General features: G+C 37.2%; 15 protein-coding genes. 8 read left to right on the forward strand and 7 right to left on the reverse strand.

Features of this window, described 5'->3' with window-relative positions:
- Positions 1-98: 98 nt before the first annotated feature.
- Together ACHUFV_RS02850 and ACHUFV_RS02855 are read right to left on the reverse strand one after the other, a co-directional pair.
- Positions 99-1,529 carry a purine-cytosine permease family protein gene (locus tag ACHUFV_RS02850; protein ID WP_394232095.1) on the reverse strand — a complete coding sequence of 477 codons (1,431 nt, stop codon included), beginning with the start codon at positions 1,527-1,529 and terminating at the stop codon, positions 99-101.
- A 26-nt stretch (positions 1,530-1,555) separates the two neighbouring features.
- Positions 1,556-1,759 carry a hypothetical protein gene (locus tag ACHUFV_RS02855; RefSeq protein WP_394232096.1) on the reverse strand — a complete coding sequence of 68 codons (204 nt, stop codon included), beginning with the start codon at positions 1,757-1,759 and terminating at the stop codon, positions 1,556-1,558.
- Positions 1,760-1,953: 194 nt separating this feature from the next.
- Here ACHUFV_RS02855 and ACHUFV_RS02860 point away from each other — a divergent pair, with 194 nt between their 5' ends.
- Positions 1,954-3,816: a sigma-54 interaction domain-containing protein gene (locus ACHUFV_RS02860; protein WP_394232097.1), complete on the forward strand. Its 1,863-nt coding sequence runs from the start codon at positions 1,954-1,956 to the stop codon at positions 3,814-3,816.
- Between the two features lie 88 nt (positions 3,817-3,904).
- Complete coding sequence (locus tag ACHUFV_RS02865; RefSeq protein ID WP_394232098.1) at positions 3,905-4,474, forward strand: DJ-1 family glyoxalase III; 570 nt, start codon at positions 3,905-3,907, stop codon at positions 4,472-4,474.
- 106 nt (positions 4,475-4,580) lie between these two features.
- Here ACHUFV_RS02865 and ACHUFV_RS02870 read toward each other — a convergent pair whose 3' ends face one another.
- Entirely contained in the window at positions 4,581-6,122 is a 1,542-nt protein-coding gene (locus ACHUFV_RS02870; RefSeq protein WP_394232099.1) for a glycosyl hydrolase family 28-related protein, read from the reverse strand.
- Between the two features lie 255 nt (positions 6,123-6,377).
- Between ACHUFV_RS02870 and ACHUFV_RS02875 the strand changes: the two genes are divergently transcribed.
- On the forward strand, positions 6,378-6,887 hold the full coding sequence (locus ACHUFV_RS02875) for a DinB family protein (RefSeq protein WP_394232100.1): 510 nt from the start codon (positions 6,378-6,380) through the stop codon (positions 6,885-6,887).
- Between the two features lie 122 nt (positions 6,888-7,009).
- On the opposite strand, the gene ACHUFV_RS02880 is transcribed toward ACHUFV_RS02875, so the two are convergent.
- From ACHUFV_RS02880 to ACHUFV_RS02890, 3 genes are all read right to left on the reverse strand, one after another.
- Positions 7,010-7,459 (reverse strand): cupredoxin domain-containing protein, encoded by a 450-nt coding sequence (locus ACHUFV_RS02880; protein WP_394232101.1) that lies wholly within the window; start codon positions 7,457-7,459, stop codon positions 7,010-7,012.
- A gap of 119 nt (positions 7,460-7,578) precedes the next feature.
- On the reverse strand, positions 7,579-7,731 hold the full coding sequence (locus tag ACHUFV_RS02885; RefSeq protein ID WP_394232102.1) for a BH0509 family protein: 153 nt from the start codon (positions 7,729-7,731) through the stop codon (positions 7,579-7,581).
- Between the two features lie 279 nt (positions 7,732-8,010).
- Positions 8,011-8,619 carry a 3'-5' exonuclease gene (locus ACHUFV_RS02890; protein WP_394232103.1) on the reverse strand — a complete coding sequence of 203 codons (609 nt, stop codon included), beginning with the start codon at positions 8,617-8,619 and terminating at the stop codon, positions 8,011-8,013.
- Positions 8,620-8,919: 300 nt separating this feature from the next.
- Here ACHUFV_RS02890 and ACHUFV_RS02895 point away from each other — a divergent pair, with 300 nt between their 5' ends.
- Both ACHUFV_RS02895 and ACHUFV_RS02900 read left to right on the forward strand, forming a co-directional pair.
- The gene (locus ACHUFV_RS02895; protein ID WP_394232104.1) at positions 8,920-9,288 is read left to right on the forward strand and encodes a VOC family protein; all 369 of its coding nucleotides are present in this window, start codon (positions 8,920-8,922) and stop codon (positions 9,286-9,288) included.
- 320 nt (positions 9,289-9,608) lie between these two features.
- Positions 9,609-10,616, forward strand: coding sequence for an SGNH/GDSL hydrolase family protein (locus ACHUFV_RS02900; RefSeq protein ID WP_394232105.1), 1,008 nt, complete (start codon positions 9,609-9,611; stop codon positions 10,614-10,616).
- A 59-nt stretch (positions 10,617-10,675) separates the two neighbouring features.
- On the opposite strand, the gene ACHUFV_RS02905 is transcribed toward ACHUFV_RS02900, so the two are convergent.
- Positions 10,676-11,404: a FadR/GntR family transcriptional regulator gene (locus ACHUFV_RS02905; protein WP_394232106.1), complete on the reverse strand. Its 729-nt coding sequence runs from the start codon at positions 11,402-11,404 to the stop codon at positions 10,676-10,678.
- Between the two features lie 350 nt (positions 11,405-11,754).
- On the opposite strand from ACHUFV_RS02905, the gene ACHUFV_RS02910 reads away from it, so the two are divergent.
- From ACHUFV_RS02910 to ACHUFV_RS02920, 3 genes are read left to right on the forward strand one after another with little or no spacing between them, the layout of a single operon-like run.
- Positions 11,755-12,927: a M24 family metallopeptidase gene (locus ACHUFV_RS02910; protein ID WP_394232107.1), complete on the forward strand. Its 1,173-nt coding sequence runs from the start codon at positions 11,755-11,757 to the stop codon at positions 12,925-12,927.
- The gene (locus ACHUFV_RS02915) at positions 12,920-15,049 is read left to right on the forward strand and encodes a hydantoinase/oxoprolinase family protein (protein ID WP_394232108.1); all 2,130 of its coding nucleotides are present in this window, start codon (positions 12,920-12,922) and stop codon (positions 15,047-15,049) included. The genes ACHUFV_RS02910 and ACHUFV_RS02915 overlap by 8 nt, the downstream gene beginning before the upstream one ends.
- A 12-nt stretch (positions 15,050-15,061) precedes the next feature.
- A complete protein-coding gene (locus ACHUFV_RS02920; RefSeq protein ID WP_394232109.1) occupies positions 15,062-16,774 on the forward strand; it encodes a hydantoinase B/oxoprolinase family protein in 1,713 nt (570 codons plus the stop codon).
- Positions 16,775-16,819 lie beyond the last annotated feature (45 nt).

The raw sequence follows: 16,819 nt of genomic DNA on the forward strand, positions 1-16,819 counted from the left end.
ATAATTGTGCCAACTATAAATAATTAGAATTTATGATTTTTCAATATATTTTATATTCTGAAAATTTCATTTTTAAAATTTCCATTCAAAATTGAAATCTAAATTAAGTCCACTTGTTCCTGTACCGACTCAGCGGCTTTTTTGCTTACCTCTTTATCAACACTGTAAGCAAAAACATATTTAGCTGAAATATAGTAAGTAATAAGGGATGCAAAGTACGCAGGGATGCCTGCTGAAATATATTCGAAAAGACCGCTTGCTTTATCTAATAGTGGGTTGTACAGTCCCCAATAAACTAACGTTCCAATAATGATACTTGTTATGGCTGAAGGGTTGATGCCATGCCAATACTTATACTTTCCATTTGTATTATAAAGATCATATAAGGAGATCTTTTGTTTCTTAACAAAGAAAAAGTCTGCAATGACAATACCACCAGCAATAGACATAATGTAAGCAATGACTGTCATAAAAGAGTTAAAAGCATTATAGAAGGTGGAGCTTAATAATAGAAATACAGCGGGAACGGTTGTTAGCATAGCGACAAGCCAAGAACTCTTTGGAAAAATCGTTTTAAGACTAATCACCTGTGAGTACATTAAAAAGATAGCTGCCGTTAAATTACCCAGTGTAAGCAGGATTAGTCCGATTAATCCAACCCATGTTCCAGCAATGGCCAGCATCCATTCAGTTGGGTTTTGTGTACCAACAACTAGTGTTGTCAATGCTCCAAGGACAACCGCAATATTAACCAGAATACCATAGCTGAAGAAGGTTGCTTTATAGGCAGCTTTTTCACTTTTTACCAAGCGGGCATACTGACCTAAATAGGGCAGCCAGGAAAATCCTAAGCCAACATTTAATTCAAGCGCAGTCATAAAAGAACGGGATAACTTTTCATATGGTTCAGCAGGATGTAAAGCTAATATTTTATCCATACCCTGTCCTGATATAATCAGAATTAGCAATCCAACTAATAAAATCGCAATGGCCGGAACTCCAATCCAATTAAATTTCTTGATTGCTAATGGTCCTCTAAATGTTACGGAGAAGGCAATGACAAATAATAGAATGGCAAATAGAGGAACTCCAGTTGCCGAAGATGTAAAAAACGCTGGTATACTTGTAAAACTTAGTATTTCAACAATCGCTTCACCTGCCATATAAAGAGCCACGGCAGTATAGCCAAGTGTTAAAATAGCGAAAACAAAGTAAAATAGTTTCGCGCCTAAGTAACCAAAGGAGCTTCTAAATCCAATAAAGGTGTCAATCCCATATCGTGCAAAATAGATGGTAATCGGTACGATTAATAAAATAGGGAAGGCTTCACCAAAAAGAATCGCTCCCAAACCCTCTCTAGCATTTACCATCAAGCCGGTATAGGCCCCAGTTAAGATACAAATACACGAAATTCCTATTCCTACTTGTATTAAAATTAAATCCCACATTCCAAAGACGCGGTCATTCTTTGCTGCGGGGAGAAAGCCAAAGGCCACATCCTTTGAAATTGATGAATTTTCTTTACCCATATTCTTCCTCCTATACTATAATGAGATTAACTTACTAAAACGTAAGCCAAAAAAGCAGCAATGATACCAACAATCACAATAGAGCCTTTTGCATCCGAAAATTTCATTTTTTCAACGATGGAATCGCTTTCTTGATAATCTTGTATTCTGTTATGAAGATCTGTATACATTCCTTTAATGAATGGGTCGTTTGATTCCATGTTTTTTTGGATATGATCTTTTTGTTTCATGGACTTCCTCCTTTCAAAGCCTTTGTACCCTAACAGAAGCAATTCTTATGCCAAATGAATAATCTAAGCTAAAGTTACAAAAAACATTAATTACTTCTATTTTTCTATTTCATATTTGAAATTTCGATTCATTTATGAAATAATTTACAAAATAATCAGAATATTTCTATTTCTAAACAAGGGGTGTATTCAAGATGGGATCTATCACAGTATCAAATGAACAAATACTTCACGCTTTTCAATCTAGTATCCTATCGATTTACGATGAAATTATCATAACAAATGCAAAGGGACTTATTTTACATAGAAACGGGGAACTGAAAGACTTTTGGTCAACACCTGCTGATTTCTTAATCGGCAAATTATTGATGGAGCTAGAAGAAATTATTTACTTTGGTGAACGCTTTTTACAATTAGTAAATCAAGAGGTCAATTCACTCCAATTACTAGCTTGGAATGGAAGTACCATTCTGATCAGTGTATTTCCGTCAAATGGCTATGGTGAAGAAATGAGATTATGGGGATTAAAAAAGATTTCTGACACAGTCATCGATTCAATTGAGATCGCAGCAGACAGGGATATAACAAGTATTCCCAGCATGGTTGTCCATAGTGATAAAATGAAAGATGTCCTGAATACGATTGATATGGTATCAAGGGTTTCCACAACTGTCCTTTTATTAGGAGAATCTGGTGTAGGAAAAGAGATGTTTGCCAAAACTGTACATCAGTTAGGTAATAGGAGCTCGAAACCATTTATTGCGGTGAACTGTGGTGCCATCCCGGAAAATCTATTAGAGAGTGAATTATTTGGTTATGTTGGCGGAGCCTTCAGCGGCGCTAACAAAAATGGATCACCCGGAAAATTCGAACTAGCGAACGAAGGAATTATCTTTCTTGATGAAATTGGTGAAATGCCTATGAACCTGCAGGTGAAGCTGCTGCGAGTTTTACAGGAAAAAGAAGTGACACCTATAGGAGGCGCAAAATCAATTAAGATTGACGTCCAAATTATCGCGGCAACGAACCGTTCACTTGAAAAAATGGTCAAAGAGGGGCGTTTCCGAGAAGACTTATACTATCGATTAAATGTTGTACCGATTGACATTCCTTCCTTAAGGGAAAGAATTGAAGATATTCCGGTCTTAATCTATCATTTCGTTGCAAAATATAATAACTTGTATAATCGAAACATCTGTATTACACCTGATGCAATTGATTTATTTTGTATGTACGATTGGCCAGGAAATGTTCGTCAATTAGAAAATACAGTCGAACGTATCGTTGTCACAAGCAGAGAACAAAATGTAGACTCAAGCATCGCTTACGGTTATATTCCTTGGGAAAAAGATGAAATCAAGGAACCACCAATAATTAAACACATTATGCCGTTACAGGAAGCGATCGATATGATTGAAGAGCAGTTAATTCAAATGGCTGTTGAAAAATATAAATCCTCCAAGCTCGCCGCAAAAGTACTAGATATTAGCCAACCAACATTGAGCAGGAAATATAAAAAAATTCGTGAAAAATTGCAGCAGGAATCTCAGTCCTTTTCAAACAAAAGAAACATTCTTGAACAGCATTTAGATAAACAATTACGTTCAATGGCTATAGTAACATCCACTGTAATACTCCCAGAGGAAATCACCGAATTAATGAAACCAAATACTTCACCATCCAACCCAGTCTATAAAACCGTTCAAAGGAAATTAACAAACATACGAGAACAAGAAGGTATTATTGAATGGGTCTACATTTTTAGAATGCTAGAAAGTAGTATTGCACAGACCATTGTGGCCAGTGAAGATTTCGTTATTCCACCTGGAGTGTTATATGAAGGACCACCTGAAATCATGGAAGTAGCCTTTGCAGCTTTAAATGGAAAAGCAGGAGTCACTCCACTATACAAAGATATCTACGGTGAATGGAAAACAAGCTTTGCGCCATTAATGGACACCAACGGAAAAGTAGTAGCCATTATCGGCTTCGACCATAAAAAATCCTATATCGAAACAGAATTAAAGAAAATAGAAAATATGCTAAAAAAGCATTAATGGGACAGGGGGACGGGTTTGGCTCAAAGAATAAACTTGTCGGAATTTTCATAATGAGATTATAATTGGAAAGAGGAGGCTGATAAAAATGAAAAAAGCAATCTTGTTTTTAGCAAATGGTTATGAGGAAATCGAGGCATTAGCGGTTGTTGATTTTTTACGACGTGCTGACATAACGGTTGATATGGTTTCAGTCATTGGAACCTTGGACACTGTCAGTGCTCATGGAGTACATATTAAAGCTGATAAATTAGTAGAAGAAGTGAATCCAGCTGATTATGATGCTGTCATCACACCTGGAGGTCTTCCCGGTGCCAACTTACTTGCAGAAAATGAGCATGTAGTGTCTTATCTACAATCATTCTATAATGAAGAAAAGCTGGTTGCATCCATTTGCGCATCACCGCTTGCGTTAGAAGCGGCGGGACTTGCAGCAAAGATTAAAGGGACATGTTACCCTGGCTTCGAATCGCAAATAAACTTTAAAGAGTTCTCTGAGGAAATTGTCGTAAAGGATGGTAATGTCATTACCTCTCGCGGTCCGGCAACAGCACCATATTTTGCGCTGGCTATTATTGAAGCTCTTTCAGGAAAAGAAAAGGCAGATCAAATTCGTAACGGCACGTTGATTCCATTGGTAGAAGGCGCTGTAAAATAATTATCAATACTCGATAATGCAAACGGCTGAAACCATTTCAGCCGTTTGATTGTTATTTGATGAAAAAAGAAGTAGTATACTAGCTGCTTTGTAATCAAAATTTGTATTACCTCATAACTGGTACAAGGTGTCTATCCCCATGGACCTGTTTAATAAAAGTATCATCCGTGGTAACGTTTTGAATGTTGACAAAATCTGGACGATTTATACCTCCATATACTTTTATTGCCGGTCCAGCATTGAGAAATTCACTAAAAGAAAACCGATTCAATAACACATTTCTTGCCCGATATTGAATCGCAACAACTGGATTGTTTTTAAAGTCATAATGGGGGTCCCCAATAGCCCAAAATTGATTAATAACGACATTTTGATACCCTGAAACGACTAAGCTGCGAGGCGCGGAGTCCCTATATAAATCCGAATAAACAGGTGCAATCGAAATTAAGCTGCAAGCACTAATATTAAAAGCGGTTTTCGATTGTTCATCTGTGCTTTTGTGATGTCCAATATGGCGAAAATTATAGGAACGATTATCGTTTACAGAAATATGCCCTATAATTTGTACATTTGAAGCAGCTGATGAATTTTCATGTGCCTTTATTTCAATCCCGCCAAAACATCTTGCAGAGGAGTTTTGGACAAGCAGGACATTTCTTGAACCGTCATCAATTTCAATCCCGTTTGAATTAGAGAAACCCTTTTGATGTGAGCGGCCGCTTGGGTCACACATATGGGAATGGGTAATAAGTATGTAATCACTGTGATGAGTCGTAACCCCGTCATCACCAAACCCATAGCCATTCACTTGATTAAGCCATACATATTTACTGCCGCCCCGTGCTCTAAATCCATCTCCCGCATAGTTATATAGGGTCGAAGAGATATCAAAGCAATGGAGACCTGGATTAATTCCTTCAACTTCATGGACCCAGCCATAGGTAACGTTGGCATACGTTAAACAGCTCGAATGATTTCCCCAGGTACTTGTTTTGGCTGTGTTTCCAAGCCTTTTAATATTCCAGTCTAAACTTAGACCTTTAATAAAAAGGTGATGATTTCCTTTCCAATGATTCGCATTTGTTACAAGTCTAATCCCTTTCGAAGCTTGATTATGTAATTTAATTATGGTTTTTCCTTTTCCTGCACCGATTAAATAGGTCCAGGAGGGGAGTCGGATTCCTTTTGTTATAAATACACCTTCAGGAACAACAACTTTTACTCTTCCGTTTCCAATTGCTTTTCGAAAAGCCGCTGTACAATCTGTTTTTCCATCTCCTATAGCACCGAAATCCAATACATTAACTTCAAGTGTGATATGATTCAAAAGCTGATTGAATTCCTGATCCAGCTTTTCCTTCCAATCTGGAAAGATATTTTCTTCCATATCCACAATGGTTTTGCTTGGGGGTAAAGGAGTAGAGAGTTCGGCAAAGATGCGAAAAAACCATGCCATAACTTTTTCTAACAAAGACCCGGACCGCTTAGTAGCTCTTTCCGGTATATCTGGTTGGTGATTCTTACATGTTTGCTCAAACAGCTGCTCTGTCTCTTTAACTAACTTTTTTAGTGGAAGCATGTTATTTGTCATTTCTGCAATCAGCTCGGGATTATTTTTGGGATTATGGGTTCGATCAAAATGAAGCATTCTTTTCACTCCAAAACAAAACATTATTCATTATTATAACCTTAATTCCTCATGACAGGAAAACAGCAGGATCTTCAACCGATGTAAAAATATTAAATAGAAAGGAATTATTACTTACTTATAGAAGTATAGATTACATGATTGTTTTTTCAGCAACAATTACCATGATTCTACCCTGACAGTTTCAAGGGATTACTAGAAAGCAGGCCAAAGCATGTTGAAAGAACAAAATTTTCTTCTTTAAGGGGGAGTTCCGTGAATAGTCTTATTCATCATCAGATGCTTGAAACTCGAAACAGTCTTATAAGGGAATTTGAATTATTAAGTTATGATGCATTTAATTATAGACCAGAAAATAATCGGTGGAGTATTGCGCAAGTTTGTCATCATTTAGTGTTAGTAGAACGAGCAACTGTAAAAGCAATAAAATGGGGATTGAGTCAGAATAGGGACTCAAATATAGAAAGGAAAAACGTTCAGCGCATATTGGATCGAACAAAGAAACTCCAAGCACCAGAGATTGTGGAGCCCGAATCAGCACCATTTGAAAAACAGCAAATAATAGAGCTGTTGGCTGAACCAAGGAATGAGTTAATAAATACCTTAAGTTCAATTGATCAACCTACTATACTCCAAACAAAGTCAGTCAATCATCCTGCCTTTGGGGATTTACCTTTAGACCAATGGATTGAAGCTGTCTATTTGCATGAACAGCGTCATATGGAGCAAATAAGAGAGATTAAGGGTCTTTTGGATTTATGCTAATGTTCCATTAAATAACGAAACAAACCCCAGCAGACACATGCGGAGTTTGTTTCGTATGTTATTATCATGACCTGCCACTGTATAAATAGTAAATATCCAGGAATAGTATTAGACTTGAATGGTTAATCAACGGTAATATATGCGATCATTGGTCCATTTTGCTGGATGTTAGAATGCACTGAACATATTAACCGATATGTTCCTTTTTTATCAAATTTGACCTTCAGTTCTGTTTCCTTGCCTTTTTGTACAACACCTTGATAATCGGTTCCTTCAATATAAAATGGATGCTCTAGCCCATTTACCCCATACATCTGAATAATCACTTCTTTTCCCTTTGGAACCATAATGGTCCCAGGATGCCATCGATAGGATTCCATTTCTTTCCCAGCTTCTGTTTTACCCGCAAATTCAGCTGTTACCATATGAAATGTATAGGGTTCATCCGCACTTACTGCTTCGCCGTTTGTATAAATCGTGAGTGGCTGCATTAGATACCATCCAGTTACAACTAGAAAAAGTAATAGTAAAAATAAATAAATCCATTTTATCCGTATCGTAATGAACTTCAAGCTATCCCTCCTTAGTAAAAGTATATGCGGAGGGGAAGAGGGACTTGTCTAGATAATAAAAAGGAGCAACGGATTGGTTATCCGCTGCCCCTTTAATGGTTAAGTATCATGCAGATGTATTAAAAATAGCTTTCCATTTCTGTTCTTGAATAGGCAAACTCATAGGTATTTTCGAGTGAATGATCGCTCATTTCCTCTAATTGGAAGCGATTTACCCCAAAATAATTCACTAAAAATTGGATTATGTTATCACGCTCTAGATTTGAAAGCATTCATCATCATCCTCTCTTTAATAATATATAACACATATATTATATTTTTAACTATTATATAACAGAAAATCATTAAAAGATACCTTTTTATTTTTAAATTTTCCGACTTTTCCCATTATTTTTTGTGTCATTTTTCATTCAAATGTTGAATATTGTAGTCAATCAGGAAAACTATATTTATAGGGAACAAGCTTTTTTTGTCAAAATAAACAAGCTAAAGAGGGACAAGGTATACCTTGCCCCCGTTTCTCTTTAGCTTGCCATACTTTATCATTTCATTTATTTCTTAACTTCTTTATTTTTTCGGACTAACGATGAACGGTATCCTTTATTTGAAATCTCACCTGGTTTTATTTGGGTTTTAGAATAAATTGAATCAAAATCTCTTAGTTCATATTGCTCCATTAGCTTTAACATAATAAGGGCACATGCTTTTGCGTCATCTAGAGCATGGTGATGGTTATCTAGACTAATTCCGAAATAGCGGCTAATAGCGTCCAGGGAATAGCTTGGCTGGCCTTTTAATAGCCTTCTAGACAGCTGATAGGTACAAAGTAATGGATTATAGCATGACTCCATTTGGTATCTAGCTAAATTATCGCGTAAAGCATATCCGTCAAACGATAAATTATGAGCTATCATTAAACGATTGTCTATCTTCTCTTTAATAGAATGATAGAAAACATCAAATGTAGGAGCATCCTGAATATCTTTTGGCGTAATACCGTGAATCCGAATATTGAATCCATCAAATCTCTCTTCAGGATTAATTAATTGATAAATAGAATCTACCAATTTACCATTTTCAACAAAAATCATCCCAACAGAACAAATGCTGTGTCTAGATCTATTGGCCGTTTCAAAATCAAACGCGATAAAATTCTGCATTCCTTCTTCTCCTTATATTCAATAGAAATAGTGGTAAATCCCAAAAAACTTAAATAAAACTCCTACATTACATTCTTTATATACTATTATATAACAAAAGTAGAAGGGGAGGTTACGTTAAAAGGCAAGTAATGAGAACGAAACGCCATCCAAATTCTAGGAATACTGATACATCAAATTCCCTACTACTTAGGAAATTCCTTTAGCATCTACCTAACCAAATGTCAATGCTTTTTACCGTGTTCAGTCAGTGAAGTTTAAGATATAATAATGGAAGATTGAAATATGGAGGAAGAGAAAATGTTCAAGAGTAGCAGTGTGACAATCGAAGTAAAGGATTTAAAAAAAGCAAAACAGTTTTATGTGGAAACGCTTGGATTTAAAGTACAGTTCCAAGTAGAAGGACATTTAGTGCAGGTCGAAGCACCCGGTCTGACAATTGGACTCGTGCATCCTCGTGAAGGACAAGAGTTTCATTCAGGGAAATCTGGCAGTGTACATATTGGCTTGGAAGTACATGAATTGGAGTCAGTAATCAAGCTGCTAAAATCACGTGGTGTTGAGTTCCAGCCAATCATGGAAGAAGAGGCTACCAGGATTGCTTACTTTAATGATCCTGAAGGGAATCCCCTTTACTTAATTGAGTTAAAAATCGGAACCGAAATGTAATCATTTTAAGCTGCAAAGATAAATTTTCTGCCATTACATAAGTAAAGAAGAATATTTCTATTGTTTATAGAGAAAAAACACGTTATCATTAACGTGTTTTTTCTCTACCTTTTACAATCGACACCAATCTCAAAAAATAATACACGATCATTAACAAAGACCACAAAAAATACATGTTTCAAGACGAAAAGTTATATAATGATAAAAATGTATTTTCCTTGCTTACGATAAACTCAGTTATCGTAAAAGACAAGGTCATAACAAGATAAGTCCCAAATGCTTTGAAAATAGAATAAGATATTGGCAGGTGTAGGATCAACATGCAGAGACAGCAAGCCATCATCATTATAGCTAGTCTTCTGCTAGTAAGCGTCCTTCTAATTATTTTGTCTTCAGATTTCAATCAAGTTAGATCAGTAAGCTTGTCAACAGAAATATCGATGAAAAATGAGAAGAGTACTGGAGAAGCTGGAGATAAAGAGCAGACTCAAACGAATAAGGCAGCTGAAGTAGAAGTAAAAAAAGACCATATATCTACAGATAGCGCATCTGAAGAAGAGGAACAGCTAGTAGCAGATAGCAATAATGAAAGGCAGACGTTAACAAAAGGAATTAAGAAGAAAATCAGGGAAGTCGTTGAGGGAACCATTCGTTTGTTTAAGAAGGATCTACGGGTTGTAGCAATCGGTGATTCTCTTACTCAAGGTGTAGGTGATGAGACAGAGAGTGGCGGATTTGTTGGGATCCTAGAACATACCTTTGAAGATAACCATTTAAATATCTCCGTTGAAAATTATGGTAAAAGAGGGAATCGTACAGATCAGTTGTTAGAACGGCTCGAAAATAAAGAAATTGAATCATCCATAGAAAAAGCGGACACAGTCATGATTACCATTGGTGCCAATGACATTATGAAAATAGTAAAAAGTAACCTTACCAATCTAACTTTAGAGCCTTTTCAAGAAGAAAGAGAAGCATATATGGACAGATTAAGAAACATTTTCATTAAAGTGAACGAAATAAATCCAGATGTTCAAATATACCTAGTTGGCTTTTATAATCCATTTGAAGAATATTTTGGTGATATCGATGAATTTGGAGTGATTACGGATAACTGGAATGATGCGGGTAAGTCCGTTACAGAAGAATTTGAGAATACAGCATTTATTCCCGTAGCTGACATTTTTGATCAAACCAGCACCGAGTTGTTAGCAGACGATTTTTTTCACCCCAACACCCACGGCTACAAATTAATTGCCCAGCGTGTCTTAGAAAACTTAAATGAAGTTAGTATCGAAAGTGAAACAACCGAAGAAGGAACGGAATAATCATTCAAAAAAGTAATCGGCAAGTGCCTGCGCACTTGTCGATTACTTTTTTGCGTTGTTTAGCTTATTAATCGCTTGATCTGTAAATAGGTTCTTGAATAATATAAATGCTCTTCCATTGCTTTTTTTGCCTTGCCTTCATCCTTTTCGATTATGGCTTCAATAACATCTGTTATCCCTATTAAAATATAACTTTTTTCTTCTTCTAGGATATTTGGAGAATTTTTCTGATAAGTCATAATAATAGCATTCATGATTGCTTCTGTTAGTGGATTATGAGTGCATTTGGCAAGTAAAAAATGGACGGTTGCATCAATTTTCAACATATCTTCCGCAGAAAGCTCCTTATTACGGATATCCGATAAACAGCTTTCTAACAATATCAAGTCTTTATCTGTTCTTTTTAAGGCAGCTATGCCAGCAGAGGGGATTTCAATCATTTTTCGCAACTCAAATATATCAGGGTGAGTGATGGTCTTGGAATGAAGGGAGAGCATAATTAATTCATGGATATTATTACTTACATCTTCCGGTAAAAAATCACTTACCCTGTATCCACCTAATTGGCTGTTATAGGGCTCTATGACACGACTATCAACAAGGTAGGTGAATGCTTCCTTCATAGTTGGTCTGCTTACGCCAAAATATTTTGCTAGACTCAGTTGAGATGGGAGTGTATCACCTCGTTTAATTTTACCTTCAATGATCATTTGCTTAATCGAATTTGCAATTTGCTCAGGAATAGATAATAATTCAACTTTATGAGACGGTAACATTAATTTCTCCACACTCCCTATAGTCATTCTGTCTACCAAATCATATTATTTCACTAATTAACTTGTAAAACCTATTGTGAGATTTTCTAACACAGTTTTCCATTTTCACTTCTTATAAATAGCAATTAATAGGTGTAAAAAATTATTACAGCTAATTTGATGGGGTGCAAAGTTTTATTACAGCTTAAGAGGTTGTTTATTGTCCCAATATTCTGTAAATTGTACGTATACCAGCTAAGAGCTAAAAACTATAAAGTTGAAATGACTGAAAATGAATAGTAACAGATAGTCTATTGCAAATAAAAGTCAGAAAATACTGATTTTTAAACATTTTAAAATTATATTAATAGAGAGGTGTTTGTATGTCAACCGCTAAATCAATTGAAGCGATGAAAAAGGAAATTATGAATCAACGCTGGGCGCGACTTGAAAAAGAAATGGATCACTTAGACTTAGATGTGGTTTTAATTTATGGGAAAGGCATTATTACCCAGTACGGAAATTTATATTATTTTGGTGGATATTATCCGATTTTAAGACACGGGTTTGTCATCAAAATAAAAGGGCAAGAACCGATTGCTTACTATAACACTAGAGCTGATTACTTCTTGGCAAAAGAAAAAGGAACCATCCAGGATGTTCGCTTTGTGGGTACTGGTGATGTTATTCAGGCAGAAGATCCTCTATTAGTAGAAATCGCTAATGTGATTAATGCCGCTTCACCTAACAAAGTAAGCATTGTGGGTTTGAAAGAAAATATGAATATCAAACAATATGAATACCTCATGAATCATCTAAAAGGTGAAATTTCAGATGGTACAAGAATGCTGGCGAATATCAAAGCCTATAAATCACAAGAAGAAATCGATATGGTCAGGATTTCTTTTGAGCTTGCTGAAAAGAGTTATGTTGCATTCCATAAGGCTATTCAGCCAGGTAAAACATGTTCCGAAATTGCCGGAGAGGTAGAAAGAATTGCTAGAGGGAATGGCGCGATTGACACCCTCGTATTTATTGAAGAAGGGCCCTTCTTCCTTCGAAAACCAACAAGAAAAGTGATAAGTGAAAATGCCCTTGTCACTTGTTATGTGGAATTAATCGATGAGAATGGCTATTGGGTTGAAAAGGGAGGTCTTATTGCTGTCGGTGAAATAAGTGATGAGATGAAAGAACTTGCAGAGGCTTGTGTACAAGCAATGGAAGAAGTTAAGAAGACACTTAAACCAGGAAGAACAGTCGGAGATATCGCTGATTCTATTCATCAGCAGATTGACCATCTTCATGTCAAAATCGGCATTTGGCATGGACATGGAATAGGTGTGGATCATGATTTACCAGTCATAAGTGATAACGGCACAGAGATTCTTGAGGAAGGTATGGTCATCAGTGTACATCCGAACTTTGCCAATGCAGCTGAGGAATTCGGCGCAAGTATCGCGGATGTTTTTATCATTACAAATGATGGTGCTGAATCGTTAAGCAAACTTCCATATATGTCATTTCTATCACAAAAGGAGAGTGAAAGAATTGGATAAATTTACAATTGGTATTGATGTTGGGGGTACTTTTACCGATTTATTGTTAATCAATTCAACTACAAAAGAGCAATTCATAGAAAAAACTTCGTCTACTCCAGCTGATCCTTCGATTGGTGTAACGAATGGCCTTGATCATTTGGCGAAAAGATTAGATATTTCTACACAAGAATTATTAAATAATACAACGTTAATTGTTCATGGCACGACAGTTACAACAAATGCTGTATTAACGAGTAACGGTGCGAAAACCGGATTATTAACCACGAAAGGGTTTCGTGATGTTTTGCAAATGAGAAGAGGGGTTCGTAGCAGGGAGCATCTTTATAATAATAAATATACGGCACCTAGTCCGTTAGTATCAAGGGACTTAGTCATTGGCATTGACGAGAGAACTGATGCGGAAGGGAAAATTATTAAAGAGATCGATGAGAAGGAAATTTGTGAAGCCTTGGATTGGTTCAAGGAAGAAGGAGTTGAATCAATCGCTATCTGCTATATGCATTCCTATGCAAATTCGGAAAATGAAAACAAAACGAAAAGAATTGTGGAGCAATATATGCCTGAAGCCTATGTAACGGTTTCAACGGATGTGTCTTCCATTATCCGCCTATATAACCGAGTAAGCACTTCTGCCATGAATGCATATGTAGGTCCCATTTTAAAAGCGTATATGGACCAATTAATGATCAAACTTGAAAATAAAGGGTTTACTAATGGAGAACTTTTAATTATGCAGTCAAATGGAGGTGTAACTAATCCTGTCACGGTTTCTAAAGTACCAGCAACCACCGTTTTGTCAGGACCTGCTGCAGGACCTGTTTCTGGAAGTGCGTTTGCAAAAGCGTCTGGGTTTGATAAAGCAATTGTAATCGATATGGGTGGTACCTCATTTGAAGCATCAATTATTGAAAATGGCGAAGTAAATATTCGTCGAGAAGGAGAGATTAATCGAAATCTTATCTCACTGCCAATGGTATCTATTCACACGATAGGTTCTGGCGGAGGAAGCATTGCCTGGATTGATTCTGGCGGCTTGCTTCAGGTTGGTCCACAAAGTGCCGGGGCTTCTCCTGGTCCGGCCTGTTATAGTCGAGGAGGAGAACGTCCAACATGCTCCGATGCTAACTTACTTTTAGGTTATTTAAACCCAGGATTTTTCCTTGGCGGGGGCATGACATTAGACAGCAGCTTGGCAGAGACAGCTGTTAAAAATCATATCGCGGGTCCATTGAATATGAGCGTTGAAGAAGCTGCTTTTGGAATCTATCAAATTTCAAATTTGAATATGGCAAATGGTGTAAAAGAGGTCACCATCCAAAATGGCCAGGATCCTCGAAACTTCCCGCTTGTTGTAGCAGGTGGAGCAGGGCCAATCCATGCCGCCATGATTGCAAGAGAACTTGATATTTCAGAAATCATCATCCCAACCTTCTCATCTGTCCTTTGTGCAGTTGGAATGCTTGCATCGCAATTAAGACATGATTATGTAAAAAGCTACCATCGGACATGGGAACAAGCTAGATTTGCTGATATTGTAACGATTCTTGCTGATAGTAAGACAGAAGGAACGAAAGCCTTACTTTCGGAAGGTGTTACAGAGGATAAACAAATCGTTAGGGTCGGCCTGGATATGAGGTATGTTGGTCAGCATTACGAAGTGAACATTGAAGTCGATGAGGCCGTCATTTTAAAGAATGATAAGGATTTAGTTGAAAATGAGTTTCATAAAGAACATGAAAAGCTATATGGCTTTGATTTACGAGGCCATGAGATTGAGGTTATCAATATCCGCTTATCCTGCCGGGGAGATTTTGTCCAATTTTCTCCAAGAACCATTGAATCCATGAATAAGGATGAAAAAATTGAGGTCAAACATTACCGTAAAATGTTTGATCCGGTACAAAAAAGGATGGTAGAGGTTCCTGTCTATGATGGTGATCATATGAAGGCAGGAGCAGAGATAGTTGGTCCGGCCATCGTAGAGTTAACCACAACGACGATCATTGTTCCATATGAATTCAAGATGAACCTGGATGTGAATGGCAACTTTATTATGATTGATACAGTTTCGACATTGAAGGATTTTCATTTCCAATTTGCATCAACAAATAACAATTAAGGAGGGGTTTCAATGGATTCCATATTCGTTTCAGTTATATCTAATCGATTAAAGGCCATCGGAAGGCAAATGGGAGCTGTTATTGAAAGAAGTGCACATTCTCCATTGCTTGTAGAAGGTAGAGACTTCTCCTTAGGTATCTATACTGCAGATGGTGTATTAATCGAGCAAACGGAGTATATTCCGATATTAGGTTATGCTGCCGCACCTGGTGTAAAAGCAGTTGTAGAGTATTTTAAGGGTGACATCCGTGAAGGAGACGTCTTTCTTCATAATGATACCTTTACAGGCGGGAATCAAAACTCTGACTTTAAAGTGTTGAAACCAGTCTTTTTCGATGGTCAATTATTTGGCTGGACTGTTATTACAGCCCATCAGGCGGATGTAGGAGGAGCTGTACCAGGCTCATATAATCCATATGCAACCGATTTATGGCAGGAAGGAATCCGGATTACTCCAATTCGAATTTTTAGTAACGGGAAAAAGGTGAAGGATGTTTGGGATTTAATCATCGGAAATGTCAGATTGCCAGTTGTTGGTGATGATATTCTTGCCATGGTTGGCGGATGTACGGTAGGTGAAAAAGAACTCGTTAAACTTCTCAATCAATATGGCGCAAAAACTGTCAATGAAGCTATCTCTGAAATCTTTGATTCTACTGAAAAGATGGCAAAGCAAATGATTAAACAAATTCCAAACGGAGTTTACGAGGGAGACTGGTTGGTTGTTGATGATGGCTTTAATCATGAGGCAGAAATGAAAATCAAGGTAAAGGTAACGGTGGAAGATGAGCATATGCATTTTGACTTTACAGGAACATCCCAGCAGACAAAAGGATACGTAAATGCTCCGTTACCCGTTACGATTTCTTCAGTTATGATTTCCTTTTTCATGTTGACTGAAAAAGAAATAGCCCATAATGAAGCTATCCAAAGATGTATCTCCATCTATGTACCGGAGGGGACAATGCTAAATCCAGTATTTCCGGCTGCCTCTGGATTTGGTAACCATTTAAGCGATCAAATTTGTTCTGCCATTTTCATCGCTTTATCAAAGGCACTGCCGGAACAAGTAACGGCAGGTTGGAATTCCCTGTTATGCTCTATTTTAAACGGTACCGATGAACGTACACAAAAGCCTTTCGTTGATATTATGTTAATTAGCAGTAAAGGTGGAAGCGGCGGTACAAAAGGGGCGGATGGATATGACCATATCGGGTTAATCGCTTCGGGCGGTGCTCTTGCCGCACAGGATCCTGAAATGTTTGAATTAACGCTTCCACTTACATTACAAAAATATGAATATGCTACCGATTCATGCGGAGCAGGTGAGTGGAGAGGCGGCTTAGGTGTAGAGGTTATCTTTACAATCAATGCTGACGGTGTTCAGGCAAGTGTGTTTGGTGATGGCGGTAATGAAACTACTGCCGCCCCTGGCATTCTAGGTGGCACAAATGGTGCAGTGAATTATATTCAATTTGAATATCCAAATCAAACCATGTATAACAGCTATACAAAAGACTTAATTTCCAATATTCCAAAAGGAACCATATACAAACAGTTGGCCGGCGGTGGTGGCGGATACGGAGACCCGAAAAAACGGCCAGCTGAACTGGTAGCAAAAGAGGTTCGATATGGGTATATTTCAAAAGAATTTGCCAAAGACCAATATGGTGTAGTGATTTCAGATGTAAAAAAGGGAGAAATCGCTCAGCTCTTAAGATAAACCTATTAATAAGCTCATTAGCCTTGGTATGTCGGATGAAGACAT

Origin of the sequence: Niallia oryzisoli (assembly GCF_043641075.1) — a bacterium.
GTDB lineage: Bacteria > Bacillota > Bacilli > Bacillales > Cytobacillaceae > Bacillus_BD > Bacillus_BD oryzisoli_A.